The following is a 23,771-nucleotide window of genomic DNA, read 5'->3' as shown; positions in this document are numbered from 1 at the left end:
TGAAATTCAATTCTAGTGATTCTTATTATTTTCCAGCATCGGAATTTTGCTTAATAAAATTGATGAAATCTAAAGCAGCTGGAGATTGGTAATGACGCTTAAGAGTGGCCATGTAGATGAAACGATGCCACTTAGGAAACTCAATTGGGATTTGTTTAACATCTAATGTTCTAAGAATTGGCATTTCTGGGACAATTCCTACACCAAAGTTAGCCGCAACCATACCAGCTACAGTTTCATCTTCGTCAACTTCGAAGACACTATCAGGGGTGCCACCGCAAATTGAAAATAGTTGTTCAGTTTCCGCACGTAAACCAGTATTAGAAGAATAAGTAATATATTTAAAGTCTAAAGTGTCTTTCAAATTAATTTTGGTTTTATTAGCTAGAGGATGGTTAAGTGGAGTTATGAATTTTAATTTTTGTTCATATACAGGGAAATAATCAACATCATCCAAGTTATCAATCTTTGAACAGAATGCAACGTCTACTTTTTCTTCTCTTAATTCGTCTAAGATTGAGTGTGAAAAACCGATACCACTTTCAAATTCGAAGGAAGGTTGTTTTTCTTCAGGAATATCATCTAAAAATTTTCGAATAGTAGCTGGTAACCAGTGAGAACTAATAGAACGTAGCATTGAAATTTTAATAACTTCTTTGTTATTTTCGGATTTCTTAGCTCTTTCAATAGCACGATTGAGTGATTCAATAGCAGCTAAGCTTTCTTCAACAAAGATTTTCCCACTACGAGTTAACTTAATGTTTCGACCGGATTTTTCGAATAATTTGATATTAACTTGACTCTCTAAGGAACTAATCGCGTAACTTAAAGAAGGTTGTGTAATATGTAACATTTCAGCAGCCTGTGTATAATTCTCAGTCTGAGCTAAGACATGAAGATATTGTAATTGTTGTAAATTCATAAAAGGCCCTCTTTTCAATTTTTGATAACGATTGCAACGTATAGAAATATTATATCAATTATAGAAAAAATATCAATTAGACGTATAGAAATTATTGATATATATTAAAAGTGTAAAAATTAATTAAATAAATCACAAACTCTGAGGAGGGTTTTATTATGAGTAAGAAAAATCCTATTACTATAAGTTCTTGGACATTGGGAGATAAGTGTACATTTGAACAACGCTGTAAAGCTGCTGCTGAAGCTGGCTATGATGGCATCGGTTTAAGAGCTGAAACATATGTAGATGCTTTAAATGAAGGGCTTACAGATAAAGATATTATAGATATTTTGAATAAATACAATATCACTTGTACAGAAGTAGAATACATTGTTCAATGGTGTGAAGAACCCCGCTCATACGAACAAAAGTATAAGGAACAAATGTGCTTCCATATGTGTGAACTATTTGGTGTAAAGCATATTAATACAGGTTTAATGGAAGATTATCCTGTAGACTATACCGCACAAAAACTTAGAGAATTATGTGATAGAGCTGGAGATTTAATTATTGCCCTTGAACCAATGCCATATAGTGGTTTACCAAACTTAGATAAGACATGGAAAGTATTGCAAAAAGCTGATTGTGATAACGCAATGATGCTATTAGATACATGGCACTGGGTTCGTGCTAACCAACCTTATGATTTGTTGACAAAAGAACAAGCTAAGAAAGTTATTTCTATCCAAATTGATGATGCTTATGAAAGACCATATGCAGATTCAATCTTGAGAGACGAATCAATGCATGATCGTTTAGCTCCAGGTGTGGGGCAAGCTGACACAGTAGCATTCTTAAAGATGATCAAGGAAGCTGGTATCGATCCAAAAGTTGTTGGGGTTGAAGTTATTTCTGATAACTATATGTCCAAAGGTATTGATTGGGTAGCTAATTATACTTATAAGAATACAGAAAAAGTTTTGAAAGAGGCTTGGCCAGAAATTTTAGACTAATTGAATTGAAGAAAAGAGGTTAATATTTATGACTGAATGGTTAGGATTAAGAGATAAAGTTGTTGTAATTACAGGTGCTGCTGGTGGTATGGGAACAAAGTTTTCTCATGACTTTGCTGAACAAGGCGCTAAATTAGTATTGATGGATATCGCTGAAGAACGTGTTGAAAAATTAAGTAAAGAATTAGCTGATGAATTTAAAGTAGAAACACTTGCAGTTGTATGTAATTCTACAGATGAACATGATGTAGATGAAGCTGTAAAGAAGGTAGTTGATAAATTTGGTCGTGTTGACGTATTAGTTAACACAGCAGCAATTCTTCGTTTCTCACCATTGGAAGATTTAACATTTGATGAATGGAAACAACAAATTAATATTAATATTAATGGTTATTTCTTAACTTCTCAACGATTTGGTCGTCAAATGATTAAACAAAAGAAAGGTACAATGGTTCATATTTCAACAGTTGCTTCTCATTTCCCAGAAACATATTCTGGTGCATATAGTACAACAAAAGCTGCTGTAAACATGATTTCCAAACAAATAGCAGCTGAATGGGGACAATTTGGTGTACGTAGTAACTGTGTACTTCCTTGCTTAGTTAAAACTCCATTATCAAAAGACTTCTACAAAGATAAGGAAGTTGAAGATGGACGTAGTCGTTTAGTAGCAAGCAAGCGTATTGGTGAATTGAAGGATATTTCTAATACTGTACTATTCTTAGCAAGTGATCGTTCAGATTATACAAATGGTGATGAGATCAATGTTGATGGTGGTATCGGTATTATGATGCAAGATATGATTCCAAAGCCAGGTGGACGTCGTCAATATGCAATTGACCACCACAAGAAGTAATTTAGTGGAGTGAAAAATATGACTGAAAAGAAAGTAATTACTGCTCAAGCTCAAGGGCATAACGGACCAATTGATTTGGAAATTGGAGTTGAAAATCAAGAAATTGTAAATGTTGATGTAAAGAAACATTCTGAAACAAAAGGTATCTTTAATCAAGTTTTCTCAAAATTAAGAGATGATATTCTTGATAATCAAAGTTTTGATATTGATGCAATTAGTGGCGCTACTGTCATGAGTGATGCAATTTTGAAATCAGCTAAAGATGCGGTGGAAGAAGCAGAAGTAAAGATTGATTCTAAGAAAAAAGATATTCCTCATGTAACCGAAGAATTGCATACAGATGTTGTTGTTATCGGTGGTGGAGAAGCTGGCTTAGTTGCTGGATGTCGTGCCTTAAAACTAGGAAAGAAAGTAATTTTAGTAGAAAAAAATGGTTACCTAGGTGGAGCTACAATCCTAAATGGTTCTAATGTAACTGCAACAGGCTCTAAAGTTGCTAAGAATATTTTTGGTGATGAAGCAGATAATGATACACCAGAAAAATTAGCAGATGATGTTAGACGTGAATCAAAAGACACTAATGTTCCTGAGTTAACTAATTTAATGGCAAATAACATTGGTGATGCAATTGATTTTATTTCTGAATTTGCTGGTTTAGAATATCGAAAAGCTCAAACTCAAACACCAGAACATTCAGTTGAACGTCAAGTTGAATTACCAACATCAAGTAGTTATGAATTTATCACTAAAGTTGCTAAAGCTTTTGAAGAAAAAGGTGGCCAAATCTTACTTGATAGTCGAGTAGAAGAAGTTATAACTGACGGTGATAAAATTACTGGTATTGTGACTGAAGGAAAGCATAAAACAACCAAGATTTTCGCTTCGGCAGTAGTTCTAGCTTCCGGTGGTTATGGTGCTAATACAAAGATGCGTGGACCAGAAAGTCAAGGTTTATACTATTATGGACCAATGACATCAACTGGCGATGCTTATCAATTCTTAGCTCCATTACAATTGAAGACAAGAAACTTAGGCTGGTATAAAGTATATCCTCATGGGGTAGAAACTGAACCAGGAATTGCTAAGTTAACAACATATGCATCTAAACTTGCTACTGATATGGGAGCAATTTATGTTAATACAGATGGTAAACGAATCGTTAATGAATCTGATGTATATGCTGAATTGAGAGATGCAGTCTTAAAACAAAAAGACAGAGTGGCATTCTTAGTAATGGATAAGCGAACATGGGATGAATTCTACAAGTTGTTAGTCTTACATGACTTTAGTGAAAGTGAAATCGCTGATTACTTTGCAAAAGACGGAAAGAGTAATCCAATTCTTGTGAAGGGTAGTTTACAAGAAGTTGCACAAAAAGCAGGTATTGATGTAGCTGGTTTAAGTGAAACTGTTCAAAAATACAATGACTATGCTAAACATGGAAAAGATGAAGAATTTGGCCGAGATAGTAAATTCTTACATGAATATGAAGGCGATGAATTTTACATCATTGAACAACGTGATCGTTTTGCAACCACATTAGGTGGATTTGTAACAGATGCAGATCTACATCTACAATTTGAAAATGGTAATAAATTGGCTAATGTAGTTGCTGCAGGTGAAGTAATCGGTGGAGCAAATGGACACGATTCTATGCCAAGTATGATGAACTCATGGGGCATTTCTTCCGGATTTGTAGCAGGAAAAGAAGCAGCTGAAATAAGTGAAAATTAACTTTAAAGGGGATAATTAAAATGGAACGTATCGATGGACATACTTTATTAATTGGTTTGATGGCATATCCTATTAGACATTCTATGTCACCAACAATGCATAACAATGCTTTTGCTAAATTAGGTTTAAACTATGCATATTTAGCATTTGAAATTGATAATGATAAACTAGAAAAAGCTGTAGATGCAATTAGAACTTTAGATATGCGTGGATCTAACGTATCTATGCCAAATAAGCAAAAGATTATTCCTTATTTGGATAAATTAGATCCAGCAGCTAAAATGGCTGGTGCTGTAAATACAGTTGTAAACGATAATGGTGTATTAACTGGATATACAACTGACGGAACAGGTTTCATGAAGTCTTTAGCTGATGAAGGCTTAGACATTCGTGGTAAGAAGATGACATTAGCAGGTGCTGGTGGTGCTGGTACTCCAATCGCAATTCAAGCAGCACTTGATGGAGTAAAGGAAATTTCTATCTTCAATTTAGATGATGCTCAATGGGCACAAGCTGAAAAGAACGTTGAAATCATCAATCGTGAAACAGATTGTAAAGCAACACTACATCATCTAGAAGATAAAGAAGACTTTAAGAAGGAAATTGCTTCAAGTTACATCTATTGCGATGCTACAGGTGTAGGTATGAAACCATTAGAAGACATGACATTAGTTGAAGATCCTAGTTGGTTCCACAAAGATATGATTGTTTTCGATACAGTTTATGCACCAAGAGAAACAAAATTAATGAAAGTTGCTAAAGAAGCTGGCGTAGATCACGTTCTTAATGGCTTAGGTATGATGTTAGAACAAGGTGCAGAAGCATTCAAGTTATGGACAGGTGAAGATATGCCTGTAGACTACATCAGAGAACTATTATTTAGTGAAGATAACTAGGCGGTGAATTTGATGAGGATAGTCAAAGTAAGAAATGTTGAATTCGGTACGGGTCGTCCTAAAATAGCTGTTCCAATTACCGGAAAATCAAGTGATGATATCATAAAACAAGCTGAAACAATTATGTCTAGCAATAACGCTGATTTAATTGAATGGAGAATAGATTTCTTTGATCAAGTTGAAAATGCTGAAAAGTTGGTTGAAACAGCCAAAAAACTACGCCAAGTTATGAGTGAAATGCCTTTATTAACTACATTTAGAACACATTTCGAAGGTGGAGTTAAAAAATTATCAGAAGAAGAATATTTTGATATTTGTCGCGTATTGATTAAAGAAAATGCAACAGATTTGTTGGACTTAGAATTGTTCAGAAAAACAAGTAAGCTAAAGGAAATTATTGCTGAAGCTCATGAAAATAATATCTATATTATCATGAGTAATCATGACTTCGATAAAACTCCTGCAACTTCTGAATTAGAAAGACGCCTAACTTTGATGAAGATTTTTGGTGCTGATATTGCTAAAATTGCAGTAATGCCTAATAGTGCACGTGATGTTTTAAATCTATTGCTAGCCACAGACAATATGAAGTACAAATTAAATTGTCCATTAATTACAATGGCGATGGGAGATTTAGGTAAGGTAACCAGAATAAGTGGTGAAGTCTTTGGTTCTTGCTTAACATTTGGTACAGTAGGCGATGCTTCTGCACCAGGACAAATTGAAAGTACTAATTTAAAAGGAATTTTAGATACATTAAAGATTGAATAAACAAAAAGAAGTTGAATCAACTTTTGGTTCAACTTCTTTTTTGTGTATTATAAAGAATTTAACGCATCCGTAGTTTCATCATTATCAATATGAGTATAAAGAGTAGTTGTAGCAGTTGAGCTATGTCCCAATTGTTGTGCAGTTAAGACAAGATTATTAGTCTGTTTATACAATCTAGTAGCCAAAGTGTGTCTCAACTTATGAGGAGTAACTCTAACTTTAAACCCTTTAGAGTATTTGGAAACCATTTTTTCAATAGCAGAGCCAGTAATGCGTTTGGAACCACCACGACTAATAGCTAAGAAGAATGCTTTTTCATATTTGTCTGCACGATAACGGCTAGCACGAATATCACGATAATTAGCTAAATATTCCATTGCAAAAGCGGCAATCCTAACAGAGTCTTTTTTATTTCCTTTTCTAAGTACAGCAACTCGATTATTTTCGAAATCTAAATCTTCAATATTGATATTGACAACTTCAGATAAGCGGAGACCAGATCCCAACATTAAAGCGTTGATAGCTAAATCTCTTTCAACATCGCGATTGTAGAATTTCTTAGCTTGAGTAGATAATGACTGAGGATAAACTTCTTTGATATATTGTAGATATTCATCAGTTTCATCATCCAAAAATAACTTTTCTTCTAAAGCATCAGCTCTAGCTTGTAGAGTTTGCTTATCAGCCACATTATCAATACTTTGCATAACGTCGTGTGTTAAAAAAGGTTTTTCTTGAGAGTTATTAGCACTTCTGCTTAAGAACTTAAAGATCACTTTTAAAGCAGTGATATTACGTTGAATGGTTACTTTAGATAGAGTCTCAGTAGATTCTTCTTTATGACCATTTTTATCAAGAGCTTTTTTATTTTGCTTTTTTCGGCGTAAAAGATAAGATTTGTATTCAGTAGCAGTACGAACTGTAAGCTTATCAAGCGATTCTGGGGCGATATCACTAGTTTTATTTTCGTTAACATAATGATTTTCAATCAACCAAATCAAAAATTGATGGAAATTCTTCAAGTATTCAAGAATAGTATTAGGAGAATATTCATCAGCGGTTTTTACAATAACAAAATCATTCATATAATAAGGGAGCTCATGTAGCAACTCATCGATTTTTTTATTTGCAACTTCTTTTTGCATAGTTATCCTCCGAACATTCATTTGATAATAGTATTATACCATGAAATTTAAGTTTCGTGTTAAATATAACTTATACTTTGTGTTAATTCATAATGTAAATATATATGTTAAGTGGTAAATGGTATGAAATAAACTAAGTTAGTTGGATTGTTCTTTAGTTTGGAAAAGAAAAATGCAAAGATTTCATATTGGATATGCGAAAAAAATATGGAAAAATAAATAATGAGAGTGAAGTAGTTTTAAAGGGGGAAACAACGGCTACTTACCAAGAAAAATGACCCAGTACTTGATAAGATTTGCGTATTAGCTTGGTACTATATGCCCACTAGCATGGTATTCAAGATCCCGCTCCTGTAGAGGCAGGTTTATCTAGTGGAATTAACTTGTCGTTCTTATAAGGAAAAGCATGTAGGATAGTCGGACAGTTGCAGGTTCAAATCCTGTCCACTTTCGTTATATTCATTTTTGCATCCAAGAAATTGGGTGCTTTTAATGTTGGACTATTACCTTGCAATTAGTCAAATGTCGCTAGGAAAGTTAATTACAGCTACTTTAGGCATAGCTTTAATTAGAATGACTCATAAAGTTGCAAAAGTGATTAGAAAAAATAATAAAACTGCTGTTGATGAAGAATATTATTATCAAAAGAAAAATTTGCAATCTCCTAAAAAAAGCAAGATTAATCCAATATCTAAAGATAATTATGTATTCTCTAATCAAGATAATAATTTTGTTTTATGGACAGAACGTTTATGGTTAGATCATGATCAAATACTAAATCGAATTGATAGAAATTTAAATTCTATGCTTAGGCAAGGTATGAGAGCTCAAGATATAGCTGAGAAGTTATTTCCAGGAAATGCTAAAAGCATGAGAAATGATAACATACCTAAAGCTTTGATAGATGCTACTGTATCAGCTAAAAGGTTAGCAAGAACAGAAGCTGCAGCTCGTGAAGATGAATTAACAGACATCTTCTTCAAAGAAAACAAAATAAAGTATTTTGATTGGGTAACAGAACCTGGAGCTTGTAAGAAATGCTTAGTCATTGGAGCTTTGAGACCATACAAAGTTGATGATGAAGCTAGTCCAAGAATTCCAGGAAGTTCACATCCTAATTGCCGTTGTCGTAGAATTCCTACTGAAGTAGAAGCTGATGAAAAAGCAGATAGCTTGAAGAAAGCATTAGCTGCAGGGATTGTATCTGGTATTGGTAAACGTGATGATAAAGAAGAAAATACTGAGGAGGATATTCAGTATACATATACTGAAGGTGAAATAAAAACTTATAGAATCTTTGATAATGATGGAAAGTTGAAGGAAAGAAAGAGTTGGAGAAAACCAACTAAATCAGAATTTACAATTCTTAAAAAAGGAGGCTGGAAAGATGATTAGAGTAAAGAGTGATGTTATAAAAGAAAGACTAGATTGGCTTAAGTTTGAATTGTCTATAAATGATGAATTAGAGACCGTTATTGGTGGTAAAACATGCTATTTGGGTCCAGCCTTTAATAATAAGAGCTATGAAGATAAGGAAGGATGGGTACTTTATCCATATGATTTGAGTTATGAGATATATATTCCATATACAAATCCTGAAAATAGTATCCTTTAAAATAGGAGATAAGACAATAGGAGAGCATTTTATTGATGAATATTAGTTATGCAAAAGTAGCAACTAAAATTCTAAAGTACTTGAACGATTGTTACGAGAATGGTTTGGAGCCAAACATTGAATCACTTAATGCTAATAGATTAGGTATTTCAGACAGACAGTATTATCAAACACTATGATGATGGTTATATTAAAGGCATTGAGTTTCTAGATGTAATACCACCAGAGATGAGTCAAATTAACCATCCTAGAAGTTGGTATATCATTCAGTACTTAGAAGAAAATTCTTTGATAAGAAAGGCATACAATACGCTTAAAGAAACTAAAGATTGGTTGCCGTTGATGTAGCACTCGTAATGGGTGCTTTTTTTGTATACAATAAAAAATACAGACTTATATTTAGCAAAGAGGAAAGTCTCTATTACGCTAGAGATCGATTGCATAAATTGAAAAGTAGTATAATAGATGTGAATGAAGTTATATAATTTGGTATATCTAGATAAGGGCAAAAGATAGTTATAATATTTGTCCCAACAAAGTAAAGGGAGATGTTAGTTATAAAATGAAAATCAGCATTAAATCTAATTTGTATGATATTTTGGATAAATTCCAATGTAAATGGGTTAATGTGTGGTTAAAGAATGGAAAGATAGTAAAAGTTTTTCTCCTGGATATAGATTTTCTTGAAGACAATGATGTTGGAGATGCTATTATATATAATACAACTGGTAGTTTAGATTATGGAGATGCCATTTATTTAAAAGATATGAATAGAATAGAGTTATATAAGCATACGGAATAATATTGATCTAGATTTAAGTAGTCTCAAGAGATTGGAGAGATACTAATGAAAGCTATAGATATTTTTTACTTAGAAAGTGAAAATATTTCGTGTATTTCTATACAGAGAACAGATATTGAGGCAGGACGAAAGATAGTTGATAAAAACGGCACAGTATTTGAAGTGGATAGTCTTGTTGTTGATGGCCGCGCCTTACTTAGAGGCATTACTAGATTATTAGTCCATGGAAAGTTTGAAGGTGATATTGTGAATTTAGTAGATGAAGAATAGATAATAGCTGTTAAACTGCTTTTTACAATTAAAAACTACTAGCATTATTAGTTTAAAAAGGACATTGATACTCTTATAGGAAGTGATAAAAATGTGTACAGCAATTACTTTAAATGGTAATAGTAATTATTTTGGAAGAAACTTAGATTTAGATTTTTCATATAGTGAGGAGGTAATCATTACTCCGGCTGAATATGAGTTTAAATTTAGAAAGGAAAAAGCTATAAAGAATCATAAATCATTAATAGGTGTTGGAATTGTCGCTAATGATTATCCACTGTATTTTGATGCTATTAATGAGGATGGACTAGGAATGGCAGGATTGAATTTTCCTGGAAATGCATATTATAGCGATGCTTTAGAGAATGATAAAGATAATATTACGCCGTTCGAGTTTATTCCATGGATTCTGGGACAGTGTAGTGATGTTAATGAAGCAAGAAATTTAGTTGAAAGAATAAATCTCATTAATCTTAGTTTTAGCGAACAATTACCTTTAGCAGGGTTACATTGGTTAATTGCAGATAGAGAAAAATCCATTGTAGTAGAAGTAACTAAATCTGGCGTACATATTTATGATAATCCAATTGGAGTATTGACTAATAATCCGGAATTTAATTATCAGATGTACAATCTGAATAAATATCGCAACTTATCTATCAGTACACCACAAAATACATTCTCAGATAGCGTGGATTTAAAGGTAGACGGTACCGGTTTTGGTGGTATTGGCTTACCAGGCGATGTATCTCCCGAATCTCGTTTTGTGAGAGCTGCTTTTAGCAAGTTAAATTCAAGTAAAGGGACGACCGTAGAAGAAGATATTACTCAGTTTTTCCATATACTAGGGACAGTAGAACAGATAAAGGGCGTTAATAAGACAGAATCAGGAAAAGAAGAATATACTGTATATTCGAATTGCTATGATTTGGACAACAAAACGTTATATTATACAACCTATGAAAATAGACAAATAGTGTCTGTTACTTTAAATAAAGATAAGAATGGTAATAAGTTAGTCGTATATCCATTTGAAAGAAAACAAATAATAAATAAGTTGAATTAAGCAAAATAACTGGTATCATAGTAAGGTACCAGTTTTATTTATTGTGACAAATATAAAATTACATTGCAACTATAAATGTTTTAAAACAAAAAAAGCTGAATTTAATTCAGCCATTAAGTCTTTACTTGTCTGTCAAATATATCTTTCTTAAATCTGAAACTTCTTGTTCATTCAACTTCAATTCTGTATGCAAATAATTATTTATCCCACCAAAGTTATCTTTCATCAACTGCAAAGCATGATTTAAATAAGCTTCATTAACTTCAAATAGAGCCTTAATATTCGCAGACATTACTGGACCCATTCCACTTACATCAGCTATTTTCTTTGCTCGAACAGTTTCTGTATAAATGTTAGATGCTAAGTAATCTTGATGAATTATTTTACTATCTACACCTAGTGCAGTTAACAAATAAACAGCTCCCATACCAGTTCTATCTTTACCAGCTGTACAATGAAACAATAGGGCTTCATTTTCTTTATCATTAGCTAACAATAGATCGAAGAATTGGCGATATGCTTTTTTAGCTCCATCTGTAAGTACAATATCTTTATAGGCTTTCAACATATCCTCAAAACCAGCATTTTTAATCTTGCTGTAGGTCTTATATCTAGTCTCTTGATCTTTCTTAGTACTACGAGTCTCATCCTCTGAAAAAACTGGATTAAAATGATAATGAACATTATTGCTAATTCGATCAGGTTCAACTTCCTTTTCAGATATTGAACGGAAATCTACGTCGTATCTAAGACCATAGTCATCTAAATAGTTAACGTCTCGTTCAGACAAATATGCCAAATTAGCAGAACGCAGAATTTTATGCTTTTTAATCTTATGTCCATCTAATGTTTTATAACTACCTAAATCACGAAAATTAAATCCATGTTTTATATCTAGTAATAGTGGTTTTTGTTCCATATAATCCCTCCATGGAGTGTGGCTTTAAATATGATTTTAACAAAAAATAAGCCTATTACCAAACATAAGTTATTAGATCCAGTTTCGTTTTTCAGCTAAATTTACAGCTTCTAAACGCGAACGTGTTCCTGTCTTACTGAGAATAGAGGAGATATAATTTCTAATAGTACCTTCAGACAAGAAAAATTTTTGTGCCAATTCTTTAGTTGAAGCACAAGTTTTTAAAGCTGCCAGAATTTCTTGCTCGCGATCTGTTAGGGGATTATCAACAGTATTCAAAATACTAGTAACAAGTTTAGGATCAAATACTGTATCACCATTCATTATTGTCTTTATTGCATTAACCAAAGAATCACTTGGGCTATCTTTTAATAAATACCCATTAACCCTTGCAGCAAGGGCGTCTTTGAAATATTTGCTACGTGCAAATGTAGTTAAAATTATGATTTTTATATCCAATTTCATTAGGCGAAGTTGCTTGGCAATTTCTAGCCCAGAAAGTCCTGGCATTTCAATATCCAGAATAGCAACATCTGGCTTTAGCGTAATAACTTTTTCCAATGCTACCTGACCATCTGTTTCAGTTCCAACTACTGAAAAATCATCTTCTAAATCAAGTAACATCGCCAAAGCACTATTTAACATTTGCTGATCTTCAGCCAAAAATATACTGACCATTCTCAATCATCCTTTACAATAGGAATACTTATATCTATTTTAGCACCATTATCATTATCAAAACTAACATTACCATCTAGATAATCAATTCTCTTTTTTATCCCAGATAAACCAAATGAATTTTTATAAGATATATTTTTATCAAAACCAATCCCATTATCATGCACAGTTATTAAATATTGATTTTTCTTCTGACTAAAAGTAACACTAAAGAGATTCCCATGACTGTAACGAATAGCATTAGTAACCAACTCAGTAATAATTTGACTTATTGTATTTTGAATATCCTTATTCCAATCTACTGTAATCTCTTCGTTTTTTGTATGTAGCATTATACCAGATTTATCTAGATTAGATTGTTGTATATCCAAAGTTTGTAGTATTGTAGAATGTTTCATATCTGCTACAATTTCTCTAACCAAGTCTAAATTTTGACGAGAAGCCGCTGCAATGTCTTTTAATTGTTGTTTAGCCAATACTGGATCTTTCTCCAGTAATTTCTCAGCTAATTCAGCTTTTAGGGCAAGCATAGAAAAGGATTGTCCCAAATTATCATGTAATTGTTGAGCTATTCTATCACGTTCACTGTGCCTAGCTATTAATTCTAAACGATTATTTTGTTTTCCTAAACGATAGCTCTTTGATAAAGAATTTGAAGCTGGAATTGTTCCAAAAATGAATAAATAATTGATAATAGCTGCTGGTACATCTCCCACTGCCATACTGGGTAATGGATAAGCTAGATATAAACTTATCGTAGATAAAACATAATAAGGAACAATCACTAATTTTGCGTTTTTCATATTAATACTAAAAGTTCCAATAATAAAGCCCGTATAAATATATAAAAATGGATATCTTGCAAAGAAAGAGAATGTAGCTGCCAAAATTAATTGACAAAAAATATTAATAACTACTCCTTTATCTCTGGCTAAAAAACAATCTCTATAAACTTTGACAAAAATAATTAGTAAAATTAACGTTATATTACGCATAATAGTGGGCAATGTAAGTAATACACTTACTGCTGGAAATAACCATAGTAACCAGAAATAAGGGGCTAGTCCTACGTAACTTGGAAATAATACGTGCTTTTTTAAAAACTTCTTCATCAGTTTTTTCAATCCTTTTTTGAAGTAAATATATAACTAATTCCTAGAGCTAAGACTAACACAACAAACCAAATTATTAAACCTACAAGCGAATTATAGTTGATGCTATTTCCATGTAAAATGTTATTAGATAAATTCGAAATGTAGTATGTTGGTGTTACTTTACCAATTTTTTGTAACCATTGTGGGAGTACACTAAGCGGCCACCATAAGCCACTACAAATTGCCATAGGAAAAACTAAAATGTTGGCTAAAGCATTGATAACATTACTATCTTTAAATGATGAAATCAAAATGCCTAATAAAACGAGAGGCAAGCTCATAATAGGAATTAGAACTAATAAAAGTATCCAGACCTTTGTCGGTAGTGTGAGATTATTAACTAAAATACCGGCTAAACCAATTCCTACAAGACAAAGTAAGTTCAATACTTCAAAAATAATGATCATTTCAATATAATACATTAATTTAGGAAAAGGACTTAAATCTATAAATAGTGTAAATTTACGGTCTATATCGGAACTTAGTGTATGTGCAACTGTCATAATAGATCCAAGTAGAATTCCGTAAATCGCCATACTTACTAAATAATCTACCTTCCATTGCATTGTATTACTATATTGCGGTAAGGCTTTTGTAAAAAGTAAATAGAAAGTCAAGGGCATTGCTAAATCAAACATGAAGAATGCTGGGTTTCTTAGGATTATGCGTTTAAAATCAATTTCAAGTTGATATAAAAAATTGGTCATGATTATTCCTCGTTTCTAATTAAAGAGTCCATTAATGTGTCTAAATTTTGTTGTCTAATTTCTAAATTATCAATTGCTGATAAATAGGGGACTAACTGAGTTATTAAGCTATTAACATCACTTGTAATAAGTGTATAATGGTGGTTCAATTCACTTACTCTAAGTACAGCTGGTAATTTATTAAAAATATCTTCTATCAACTCACTATTGAAGGTTACTTGAACCATTTTTAACTGTTTTCCCATTTCATTTAAACTACCATCAAAAATAATTTTTTGATTATGCAGAAAAATAAATCTATTAGCAACTTTTTCTAATTCTTCTAGATAATGACTAGTAATTAAAAATGTTTTCCCTTGTTTCTTTAACTCATCGATACGCTCCCAAAATTTAGTGCGACTTTCCGCATCCATTCCTACAGTAGGTTCGTCTAAGAAAATTAGATCTGGATTTCCGGCTAAAGTAAGAGCGAACTGTAGCTTTCTTTTTTGACCTCCAGATAATTTATCCATAGGGTGGTTTGTATAATTTTGTAACTCTGATAAAGCTAATATCGCTTGATAAGACATAGGATTACGATAATATGTTCTAGTTAATTTAATTATTTCTTTCACTGTTATTCGATCTAAAGAGATATTTTCTTGCATCATTACTCCAATTAAATTTCTATCAAATTTTTCTTTCTCAAAAATCTTACTTTGCCCACTATCTTGTTGAATTAACTTCGTAATAATATTGATCAAAGTAGATTTTCCAGCACCATTTTTACCGATTAAGGCAACAATTTCTCCAGATTGAATTGAAAAATTAATATCATTTAAAACAACTTTATTTTTATATTTTTTATTGATATTTTTTACTTCAAGTGCGGTGGTCATAATTTATCATCCTTCCCTGTATTACATCTTCAATATAAACAAAATCAGTTAAGGTTAGTAGAATTGAAAGTCATTACTCTTCATGACAATTGTCATAAGAACTATTAAGATGCATGGGATTAATACTATTAAGTAAATAATTAGAATAATGGTGATTACAGTGATGTTTTTATAAACATTAAAAGAAAGTAATTATTATAAATAACTTGTGATTATATAAAAAACACAGACCCTAACTCAGACCCTTTTTAAGAACCTAAATCAAGAGCTTGTATTTCATCGCTTTTGCTGCTGCTTAAGGTATTAGCTCAATTACAAAATATAAATAGAAAAGAGAGCTAATACAATATGAAAAAGAAATTTATACAAGACTTTAACAACGCAATTCAAGGCGGCGATAACTTAGACGAGTGGGGCGGCGTGGAAACAGTCAAGCAGCTTAATGCCGATGAAAGCTACTTTATTAAAGATACTATTAAGGAATTATCTAAACGTGGTAAAGACTTTCAAGGGCGTATTGATGTATATGATACGATTAGGGAAGTTATGAATACCTTAAACGAATATAGCGCCTATGTTAGTATGTTTACGCTACTAAGTGTAGACCAAGAACAAACAAGGGAAGTACAGGGGCTATATAATGAATATATCAACACCCTTTATAACTTGTTAAAGGAAATATATAACGATGGTAATGATTGTATTATCTATATTGAAAATGTATTATGGGGCTACAATTACAAAAAACAAGAACCAAAGCAAGACGACCACGATTACATCTATTACAAGGAATTAATAGACCTTGAGCAAGAATTGGATAGACTTACAATTAAAGACGTACCCCAACGCATGCAAAAGAAACTAGACTATTACAAACTATTGTTTGACGATGAAAAGGGCGCACTAAAAGACATGTTAAACAATATGACCAACAACGCTTACGGTCAATACGTTGTACATATTGTAAAGACGAATGAAAAGGGGTTGTATAAGACGGCGTACGGTTTACATGGTTATAAGTCTGACAGCCTATTAAATGCAAATATTGAAAGATTAAAACTTAATGACCTAAGTTATAGGGAATTAATGTTATATACTGAATACAATGACTTAACCCTATTTTTTAGTAGCACTTACAGCGTTATGCGAGAGCTAACAAAGTATAAACCAATAAACGAACATTACAACGATATGAAAAAGCTAATTAAAGAACTACAACAAAACAAATAAATATATACAAGCCCTTTACATTGCTAAGGGGCTTTTTATGTTGTTTAATGCATCGCGATGAAATAAATATTGTATTGATATACAATGAAATTTTTGATAGCATTATTAGGTGATTTATATAATAATTTAGGTGTTTTATATAATGATTAGATTAATAAGTATACACCGAATAAACGGTGCATATAATACATATACAAGGGGAGATAGGTATGTTTTGTACTAAGTGTGGAGCAAAGAATAGCAAAGATGACAAATTCTGTTATAAGTGTGGAAATGAAATAAGAGCGGTTAAAGATAAGGAAATGACAGAAAAACCAAAGTCATTCCATGATAATGTACAAAATAAAATATCTCTTTTGAAAAATAAAAAATGGTTATACGGAATTATTGCTGTTACAGTGTTGTTGTTAGGTTTCGGTGGATATAAGTGGTATAACAGAAATGCTTTTGCCAAAGCTGTTGACGGACATGTGTACGAAGTGACAATAAAGAGCGTAGATAAGAAAAAAGGAACAACTACGGTATCCAAAGAATATAGTTCTTACGTAATATACAAAAACAAATTATATGAATTTACAGTTTTAGATGAAAAAGGTAAAGAAGTAAGTATATTAAATAAAGCAATGTCTTTAAGTGATATATATAACATTAATAGTAATAAATATAATAAATATGGAGATATTTATAGAATGGATTACGATAACGATGGTGACTATGACGATATTGACGACCCAGAAATCTTCGTAACCATAAACAAGCTAGATATGTCAAAAATATACGATAAAAAGAGTAAGAAGTGGATAAAAGGTTTTGAAGCAACACGTTTTAAGAAATACAAAGTGACACGAAATGGGTATACTTCAAAAAGTAAGCATAAGAATACTGTGACAACTGTTACAGCAACAAGAGTAGATTAACTATAAGCCCAAAACATGGGCTTTTACATAGCACCAATATGTATATGAATTATTTTAAAGGAGAACAACATATGTTTTGTACGAAATGTGGAACAAAGAATCCAGAAGACGCTAAATTTTGTTATAAATGTGGGAATGAAATATATAAAACAATCGAAAGGCTCTCCGACAACTCCCCCGAATCCCCTTCTGTAGATTTTAGTAGTGATAATAAAAAAGTAGGTGTTAGCAAAAATATTGAAAAAGAACTAGAAAATGAATTAACCACACCAGAAGAAAGAGAATTATCACCAGTTTTAAAAGCTGTTTTTGAACTCTTTATAGTAGGGAAAGAGCGTAGAGAGGTCATTTCAAGAAATGATTTCTGGCTATCACAGGTGGTATTGATTGTACCTATCATAATATTATTGTTAATATGTTACGGTCTTCAATGGGTCGGAATGGTTTACACATTTTACATTCTATATGGAATATTAATGATTGACGCAACTATCAGAAGATTACATGATACCAATAAGAGTGGTGCATATATACTAATAGGATTAATTCCAGTAGTAGGGCAAATCATTCTACTAGTTCTACTTTGCCTACCTCGTGTTGAAGAAAATAATCAATGGATTGAGAAACAAAAAGAAATGTTAAATGATTGATTAGCTAAGCCCAAAACATGGGCTTTTACATAACACCAATATGTATATGAATTATTTTAAAGGAGAACAATATATGTTTTGTACTAAGTGTGGAGCAAAGAACCCAGAAGACGCAACTTTCTGTTATAAATGTGGTAATGAAATGTACCTTAACCCAGAGTCACCTTCGGATATGCCCGCTGACGATAAAAAGGAAACTTACACTACTATTTTTGGGAACGAATACACAATAGAAGACGAATCGGAAGAGGAAAAAGATATAAATACGTTTAATGAAGTGTCAGATAATAAAACAAACCCATTATCTAGTTTTTGGGGTGATATAATTAACTTCAACGGTAAAATGAGCAGATATGATTTTTGGTCTGCTACGATAGTAATGGCTGCGGTAAATATAATATTATTAGCTATTTGCGGATATATTAATTCTATGTTGTTATGGTATTTTTACGACCTATTCTTCCTTATTGCAACACTATCTGCTTCTGTGAGAAGATTACACGATATAAATAAAAGTGGTGCATATGTATTGCTTAATCTTATTCCACTTGTTGGACAGGTGATATTATTGATTATGTTGTTACAAAAAGGAAAAGCGAAGAGTTACAGCGAAGCATGGTGGAGTGGATTGTTTGCAGCGTCAACATTACTTTTATTGTTAGGTGGAGTTTACATAGTAACTACAGCATATGAATATTACCAAGAGCAGCAAGAATTGCAAGAATATCGTGATGATTTAGATAAGAGTATTAACGACTTGGAAAACAACTCTTACGATAGTGATTACGATTATTAATTATAAGCCCAAAACATGGGCTTTTACATAACACCAATATGTATATGAATTATTTTAAAGGAGAACAATATATGTTTTGTACTAAGTGTGGAGCAAAGAACCCAGAAGACGCTAAATTTTGCTTTAAGTGCGGTAATGAAATATATGTAGAAAAGACAAAACCTATCGTAGATGGTACTACTGTTACTACTGATGGAGCTGTAGCAGAAGAAGTTAATCCCTTAATTGATTTTTGGACTAATATCATTAATTTTGAAGGCAAGATGAATAGGCATAACTTCTGGGTCGCTGTATTTGTTATGGCACTTATTAACATAGTGATTATGTCGGTGTCATATGGTACAGAAGCCATGTTGTTATGGTATTTTTACGACCTATTCTTCCTTATTGCAACACTATCGGCTTCTGTAAGGAGATTGCATGATATAAATAAAAGTGGTGCATATGTATTGCTTAATCTTATACCACTTGTTGGGCAAGTAATATTATTGATTATGTTGTTGCAAGAAAACGATGAAGATAAAAAGAAGGTTGTGGACGACCCTATAAATAATATGGACAATAAGGGGATTTATTATACGGTGGCCTTTATTGTGTGTATTTGTTTAGTGGCTTTTTTACTTAATAGAATCTGGGTATAATCCTAAAAACTAAGCCCAATAATATGGGCTTTTACACAGCACCAATATGTAAGTGCTTACAAATAAAATAATAAGGTGGTATTAAAATGATTGGCTAGTCAAAACTTAGACATAAAAGTCAAGTTAGACTTTTACGAAACGAGCTTAAAGAATTTAAATCTAGGCACAGTAAGAGTAGCCCCAGATGTAAATCACTTTAAGAGCAAGTTAAGGTCTGCTTTGAATGGTAATTTTAAGATTACCCCGAAGATAAATACAAAGGGTATATCTAACCAACTAAACAATATCAAGAATGATATGAGGGAATTTAGAAACGTTGCTAAAGACCCTATCAAAATTAATTTTGAGTTGATAAAGATGTATTTAGTGATATAGCTGTTGTATTAAGACAATTAGAGAAGATACATCGCGATGAAGTACTTGATTTGTTTGTTGCTGCTATGAATTAATATTCTTTTAAGTGCTATAAAACGAAAAAGTTTAAACATTAAATAAACGCCGCATAAACAAAATCAGTTAAGGTTAGTAGTTAATAGAATTAAAAGTCATTACTTTTGGTGATAATTGCCATAAGAACTATTAAGATGCATGGAATTAATACTATTAAGTAAATAATTAGAATAATTTTGAAAATACTTACTATTCATGGTGCCGGAACTATACTAATTGTTGTATAATTTAGGTATGCGATGTTTGAAAGGGGTATAATTAATGAACCAAGATGAATTAAAGCAATTAGTAGGTACAAAGGCAGTTGAATGGATTAAAGATGGCATGATTGTCGGTCTAGGAACAGGTTCAACTGTTAAATACATGGTTGATGCACTTGGAAAACGTGTAAACGAAGAAGGTCTAGACATTGTTGGTGTTACAACTTCTATTAGAACAGCTGAACAAGCTAAGTCTTTGGGCATTGTTATCAAAGATATTGATGAAGTTGATCATATTGATTTAACAATCGATGGTGCTGACGAAATTTCTTCTGACTTCCAAGGAATTAAAGGTGGCGGTGCAGCTTTACTATATGAAAAGATTGTTGCAACTAAATCTAATAAGAATATGTGGATTGTTGATGAAAGTAAAATGGTCGATGATCTAGGACAATTTCCATTACCAGTTGAAGTTATCCCTTATGGTAGTGGTACTGTCTTTAAACGTTTTGAAGAAAAAGGATTAAATCCAGAATTTAGAAAAAATGAAGATGGCGGCTTACTTCATACAGACTCTGATAACTATATTATCGATCTTCACTTAGGTAAAATTGAAAATCCTAAAGAACTTGGAGATTACCTAATTAATCAAGTAGGAGTTGTCGAACACGGATTATTCTTAGACATCGTAAATACTGTTATTGTTGGGCGTCAAGATGGCCCTGAGGTTCTTGAAGCCAGATAATTCGAGGTGAATTTATATGAAAATAGCTCCTTCTATTCTTAGCGCTGATATGTTAAATCTAGGTGCTGATGTACAAAAAGTAGAAGATGCCGGTGCTGAATATCTCCATATTGATATTATGGATGGAAATTTTGTTCCTAATCTATCTTTTGGTGCTAATGTAGTTAAAGCATTAAGATCACAAAGCAAAATGGTTTTTGACGTTCATTTGATGGTGAATAACCCTGAAAATTGGGTAGAAGACTTCATAAAAGCCGGTGCAGACATTGTAGGTGTTCATTATGAAGCTACACCACACATTCATCGTGCATTAGATTTAATCAAGAAAAACAATGCTAAAGCTGAAGTAGTAATTAATCCAGGAACACCAGTTAGTGCAATTGAAAGTGTTCTATCAATTGTTGATCAAGTACTTGTTATGACAGTTGATCCTGGATTTGGTGGACAAAAATTCATACCAGAAACATTAGAAAAGATTCGCCAACTACATCAAATAAAAGAAGAACGAAATCTTAACTTTGATATAGAAGTTGATGGTGGAATTAACGAAGAAACTGTTAAACTATGTCGAGAAGCTGGCGCAACAGTTGCAGTTGCCGGGTCATATGTTTTTAATTCTGGTAATGAAACTCATGCTGAAAGAATAAATAAATTACGTAATTAATATATAGAAGATACTACTGTGATTAGTGGTATCTTCTATTTTTATATATTGATGAAAGCGTGGGGGAAAATGACTATACATGATTCGAATGTTCGGGAAAAATTACTTCAATTAGGAAGTCAAAAACGGTACAATTTTACAGCTGAATATGCAAGGTGTGGTTACAAAGTTACATATAGGCGTGGATTAGATAGAGATAAATTAGCTCCAACAATTATGTTCAAAAATGTTAAGATAAATAACAATCTAGTTACAGATCATCTGTGGTTCAACTACACAAAAGGCTTTGCTGAGCTAGGAAAATTAGTTGTTGGGGATGTTATTAGTTTTAATGCAAGAGTTGCTAGCTACGAGAAATTAGGACATAAAATAGATTATAAATTAGAACGCCCAACAAAAGTTAAATTGGTTTCCTATAAAAGCGTTAAAGATGCTTTGCCTATACCCAACACTACAAAAGGTAAAAATGAGTTGTTGGGATACATTATGCTAGAGAATAAAAAATTTTATCAAGAAAATAATCGTTCATATTACCCATGGTATGTTGAAAAGTATAAAAAATTCTTAGATCAAAGATCTTCTAACACTGTTTAATAATAGATACACTTTAAAGTCTCCAATTTACTATAAAGATTAGGGGGCTTTTTTGTCATGATTAATCCTTAATTCATCTTTCTAAAAAATGTAAGTTTTTCATAAAGATGGATAAAGAGAAAACCAAACAGTGTAATATAATCTCATTATAGCTTTATTGATTAATTTTGATGTTTATCAAAAATCATATTTTTTCAGAAAGTTAAAATAACTTTTTATTTTTATCTATTTATATATGCAAAATAATAGGCTTTATAGGATTTCATTATATTTCAGATCCTTATATTTTTTTTCGAGTTCTTATAAAAGTTCTGAGTCACAATATTATAATATTGTTTTTTGTTTTAATTATTGAGATAACCATTGAATCTAGATCCAATATCATTATTATTATTTCTGCTCAGATGTGTATAAACATTTAAGGTCATTTCAACTTTAGAATGTCCCAGTTGTCTTTGAATTTCTTTGATGTTTACACCAGATTCAAATAATAAACTAGTATAAGTATGTCGAAACCCATGCAATGATATTTCTCTAAGGTTAGCTTTTTTTATAATTTTATTTTTCCATAATGCAACTGTTCTAGGAGAATAAGGTTTGGAGCAACCATAGAACCTAAAAATAAAATCATCCTTTTTTTTATCTTTAGTTAAAGTTGATACTAGATTGATTGTATCGGGATCTACACTTATGATTCTATTTCCTGTGGTAGTTTTAGGTTTGTGTAATTCAAATCTACTATCAGCATCACTAGATATAGTCTTAGAAATAGATATTTGTGAAGTATTAAAATCTATGTCAGCTACTTTCAATGCTAATAATTCACCAATTCTCATGCCTGAATAAGCTAGTAATCTGAATAGAACATAAACATGAAACTCTTCTTTTTTACTGTAAGCTAAAAAAGTTTTCAACTCTTCTTTGCTATAATAATTGTCACTTCCATATGTCTTTTTTTTTCGAGGCTTAATAACATTATTCATTGGATTTTCAGATATTAATTTTAAAGTAACAGCATACTGTAGGATTTTTTTTGTATATACTGACAATATGACGTAGTTTCCAGGATTAGTTTTTAATAATCTATTAATCAAATTTTGACAATCTATTAGAGTAATACTTTTTAGTTGTTTATTTTTTAAATATGGATAAACATTCTTGTCTAATCCTTTCTTGATAACATAATAACTTGATCCTCGAACAGTATTTTTATACTGCTTAAGCCAAAAATCATATAAGTCTCCAAAAGTTCTTAGATTTACATCTAGATTACTTTCTTGTCTATATTCACCTTGATATGCAGAGAATTTCACTTCTTGGTAAGCTTTTTTTGCTTCAGTTTTGGTTCTAAATCCTGCTCGATTAACGTATTTACTTTTACCATCGACCAATCCAACATAAATTCTGAATTTATATAATTTCTCACCTTTTTTGTTGGTGTATGCTTTTATATCACTCATGTAATTCCTCCTATAA

28 protein-coding genes are annotated in these 23,771 nt (G+C 31.8%); 20 read left to right on the top strand and 8 right to left on the bottom strand.

Going from position 1 to position 23,771, the window contains the following annotated elements; genetic code table 11:
- Positions 1–25: 25 nt before the first annotated feature.
- Positions 26–922, bottom strand: coding sequence for a LysR family transcriptional regulator (locus PTA89_RS09080; RefSeq protein ID WP_069469604.1), 897 nt, complete (start codon positions 920–922; stop codon positions 26–28).
- Between the two features lie 158 nt (positions 923–1,080).
- On the opposite strand from PTA89_RS09080, the gene PTA89_RS09075 reads away from it, so the two are divergent.
- The 5 genes from PTA89_RS09075 to aroD are packed head-to-tail and all read left to right on the top strand — an operon-like array spanning position 1,081 to position 6,174.
- Positions 1,081–1,917, top strand: a complete 837-nt coding sequence (locus PTA89_RS09075; protein WP_087367326.1) for a sugar phosphate isomerase/epimerase family protein — start codon at positions 1,081–1,083, stop codon at positions 1,915–1,917.
- A 28-nt stretch (positions 1,918–1,945) separates the two neighbouring features.
- A complete protein-coding gene (locus PTA89_RS09070) occupies positions 1,946–2,773 on the top strand; it encodes an SDR family NAD(P)-dependent oxidoreductase (RefSeq protein WP_003699078.1) in 828 nt (275 codons plus the stop codon).
- A gap of 18 nt (positions 2,774–2,791) precedes the next feature.
- A complete protein-coding gene (locus PTA89_RS09065) occupies positions 2,792–4,507 on the top strand; it encodes an FAD-dependent oxidoreductase (protein ID WP_034982231.1) in 1,716 nt (571 codons plus the stop codon).
- A 20-nt stretch (positions 4,508–4,527) separates the two neighbouring features.
- A complete protein-coding gene (locus PTA89_RS09060; protein WP_034982230.1) occupies positions 4,528–5,403 on the top strand; it encodes a shikimate dehydrogenase in 876 nt (291 codons plus the stop codon).
- A gap of 12 nt (positions 5,404–5,415) precedes the next feature.
- Positions 5,416–6,174, top strand: a complete 759-nt coding sequence (gene aroD, locus PTA89_RS09055) for a type I 3-dehydroquinate dehydratase (RefSeq protein WP_324177502.1) — start codon at positions 5,416–5,418, stop codon at positions 6,172–6,174.
- 47 nt (positions 6,175–6,221) lie between these two features.
- Here the strand turns inward: aroD and xerS are convergent, their stop codons facing one another.
- A complete protein-coding gene (gene xerS, locus PTA89_RS09050; RefSeq protein WP_003703247.1) occupies positions 6,222–7,319 on the bottom strand; it encodes a tyrosine recombinase XerS in 1,098 nt (365 codons plus the stop codon).
- Positions 7,320–7,811: 492 nt separating this feature from the next.
- Between xerS and PTA89_RS09045 the strand changes: the two genes are divergently transcribed.
- From PTA89_RS09045 to bsh, 7 genes are all read left to right on the top strand, one after another.
- Entirely contained in the window at positions 7,812–8,714 is a 903-nt protein-coding gene (locus PTA89_RS09045) for a hypothetical protein (protein WP_324177501.1), read from the top strand.
- Positions 8,707–8,934 (top strand): hypothetical protein, encoded by a 228-nt coding sequence (locus tag PTA89_RS09040; RefSeq protein WP_301207647.1) that lies wholly within the window; start codon positions 8,707–8,709, stop codon positions 8,932–8,934. The genes PTA89_RS09045 and PTA89_RS09040 overlap by 8 nt, the downstream gene beginning before the upstream one ends.
- Positions 8,935–8,966: 32 nt before the next feature.
- Positions 8,967–9,113 carry a YjcQ family protein gene (locus PTA89_RS09035; protein WP_283604636.1) on the top strand — a complete coding sequence of 49 codons (147 nt, stop codon included), beginning with the start codon at positions 8,967–8,969 and terminating at the stop codon, positions 9,111–9,113.
- Positions 9,097–9,282 carry a YjcQ family protein gene (locus PTA89_RS09030; RefSeq protein WP_308738492.1) on the top strand — a complete coding sequence of 62 codons (186 nt, stop codon included), beginning with the start codon at positions 9,097–9,099 and terminating at the stop codon, positions 9,280–9,282. Before PTA89_RS09035 ends, PTA89_RS09030 begins: the two co-directional genes overlap by 17 nt.
- Before the next feature lie 214 nt (positions 9,283–9,496).
- Positions 9,497–9,736, top strand: coding sequence for a hypothetical protein (locus PTA89_RS09025; protein ID WP_003699090.1), 240 nt, complete (start codon positions 9,497–9,499; stop codon positions 9,734–9,736).
- Positions 9,737–9,781: 45 nt separating this feature from the next.
- Positions 9,782–10,006, top strand: coding sequence for a hypothetical protein (locus tag PTA89_RS09020; RefSeq protein WP_098034758.1), 225 nt, complete (start codon positions 9,782–9,784; stop codon positions 10,004–10,006).
- A gap of 91 nt (positions 10,007–10,097) precedes the next feature.
- Positions 10,098–11,072 carry a choloylglycine hydrolase gene (gene bsh / locus PTA89_RS09015; protein ID WP_032494136.1) on the top strand — a complete coding sequence of 325 codons (975 nt, stop codon included), beginning with the start codon at positions 10,098–10,100 and terminating at the stop codon, positions 11,070–11,072.
- Positions 11,073–11,193: 121 nt separating this feature from the next.
- Here the strand turns inward: bsh and PTA89_RS09010 are convergent, their stop codons facing one another.
- The 5 genes from PTA89_RS09010 to PTA89_RS08990 all read right to left on the bottom strand — a co-directional run bounded on the left by PTA89_RS09010 (position 11,194) and on the right by PTA89_RS08990 (position 15,408).
- Complete coding sequence (locus PTA89_RS09010; protein ID WP_324177500.1) at positions 11,194–11,991, bottom strand: tyrosine-protein phosphatase; 798 nt, start codon at positions 11,989–11,991, stop codon at positions 11,194–11,196.
- 72 nt (positions 11,992–12,063) lie between these two features.
- Positions 12,064–12,669, bottom strand: a complete 606-nt coding sequence (locus PTA89_RS09005) for a response regulator transcription factor (RefSeq protein ID WP_324177499.1) — start codon at positions 12,667–12,669, stop codon at positions 12,064–12,066.
- Positions 12,670–12,671: 2 nt separating this feature from the next.
- A complete protein-coding gene (locus PTA89_RS09000) occupies positions 12,672–13,781 on the bottom strand; it encodes a sensor histidine kinase (protein WP_324177498.1) in 1,110 nt (369 codons plus the stop codon).
- Between the two features lie 8 nt (positions 13,782–13,789).
- Positions 13,790–14,530 carry an ABC transporter permease gene (locus PTA89_RS08995; RefSeq protein WP_003710906.1) on the bottom strand — a complete coding sequence of 247 codons (741 nt, stop codon included), beginning with the start codon at positions 14,528–14,530 and terminating at the stop codon, positions 13,790–13,792.
- A gap of 2 nt (positions 14,531–14,532) precedes the next feature.
- Positions 14,533–15,408, bottom strand: coding sequence for an ABC transporter ATP-binding protein (locus PTA89_RS08990; protein WP_324177497.1), 876 nt, complete (start codon positions 15,406–15,408; stop codon positions 14,533–14,535).
- Between the two features lie 348 nt (positions 15,409–15,756).
- Between PTA89_RS08990 and PTA89_RS08985 the strand changes: the two genes are divergently transcribed.
- The 8 genes from PTA89_RS08985 to PTA89_RS08950 all read left to right on the top strand — a co-directional run bounded on the left by PTA89_RS08985 (position 15,757) and on the right by PTA89_RS08950 (position 22,295).
- Entirely contained in the window at positions 15,757–16,638 is an 882-nt protein-coding gene (locus PTA89_RS08985; RefSeq protein WP_324177496.1) for a hypothetical protein, read from the top strand.
- 209 nt (positions 16,639–16,847) lie between these two features.
- A complete protein-coding gene (locus PTA89_RS08980) occupies positions 16,848–17,555 on the top strand; it encodes a zinc ribbon domain-containing protein (RefSeq protein ID WP_324177495.1) in 708 nt (235 codons plus the stop codon).
- Positions 17,556–17,626: 71 nt separating this feature from the next.
- Positions 17,627–18,205, top strand: a complete 579-nt coding sequence (locus tag PTA89_RS08975) for a DUF805 domain-containing protein (protein WP_324177494.1) — start codon at positions 17,627–17,629, stop codon at positions 18,203–18,205.
- 73 nt (positions 18,206–18,278) lie between these two features.
- Positions 18,279–19,001: a DUF805 domain-containing protein gene (locus PTA89_RS08970; RefSeq protein WP_324177493.1), complete on the top strand. Its 723-nt coding sequence runs from the start codon at positions 18,279–18,281 to the stop codon at positions 18,999–19,001.
- A gap of 71 nt (positions 19,002–19,072) precedes the next feature.
- The gene (locus PTA89_RS08965; RefSeq protein ID WP_324177492.1) at positions 19,073–19,642 is read left to right on the top strand and encodes a DUF805 domain-containing protein; all 570 of its coding nucleotides are present in this window, start codon (positions 19,073–19,075) and stop codon (positions 19,640–19,642) included.
- Between the two features lie 711 nt (positions 19,643–20,353).
- Positions 20,354–21,037, top strand: a complete 684-nt coding sequence (gene rpiA, locus PTA89_RS08960; RefSeq protein ID WP_324177491.1) for a ribose-5-phosphate isomerase RpiA — start codon at positions 20,354–20,356, stop codon at positions 21,035–21,037.
- 16 nt (positions 21,038–21,053) lie between these two features.
- Positions 21,054–21,701 carry a ribulose-phosphate 3-epimerase gene (gene rpe, locus PTA89_RS08955; RefSeq protein ID WP_081537244.1) on the top strand — a complete coding sequence of 216 codons (648 nt, stop codon included), beginning with the start codon at positions 21,054–21,056 and terminating at the stop codon, positions 21,699–21,701.
- A gap of 69 nt (positions 21,702–21,770) precedes the next feature.
- Positions 21,771–22,295, top strand: coding sequence for a hypothetical protein (locus tag PTA89_RS08950; RefSeq protein WP_268857246.1), 525 nt, complete (start codon positions 21,771–21,773; stop codon positions 22,293–22,295).
- 344 nt (positions 22,296–22,639) lie between these two features.
- Here the strand turns inward: PTA89_RS08950 and PTA89_RS08945 are convergent, their stop codons facing one another.
- Positions 22,640–23,755, bottom strand: a complete 1,116-nt coding sequence (locus PTA89_RS08945; protein ID WP_324177490.1) for a site-specific integrase — start codon at positions 23,753–23,755, stop codon at positions 22,640–22,642.
- Between the last annotated feature and the right edge of the window lie 16 nt (positions 23,756–23,771).

It is taken from the genome of Ligilactobacillus salivarius (genome assembly GCF_035231985.1).
In the GTDB taxonomy this organism is placed as follows: Bacteria; Bacillota; Bacilli; order Lactobacillales; family Lactobacillaceae; genus Ligilactobacillus; species Ligilactobacillus salivarius.
Note: the sequence above shows the minus strand (reverse complement) of the source record. Positions and strands in the feature narration are given on the sequence as shown.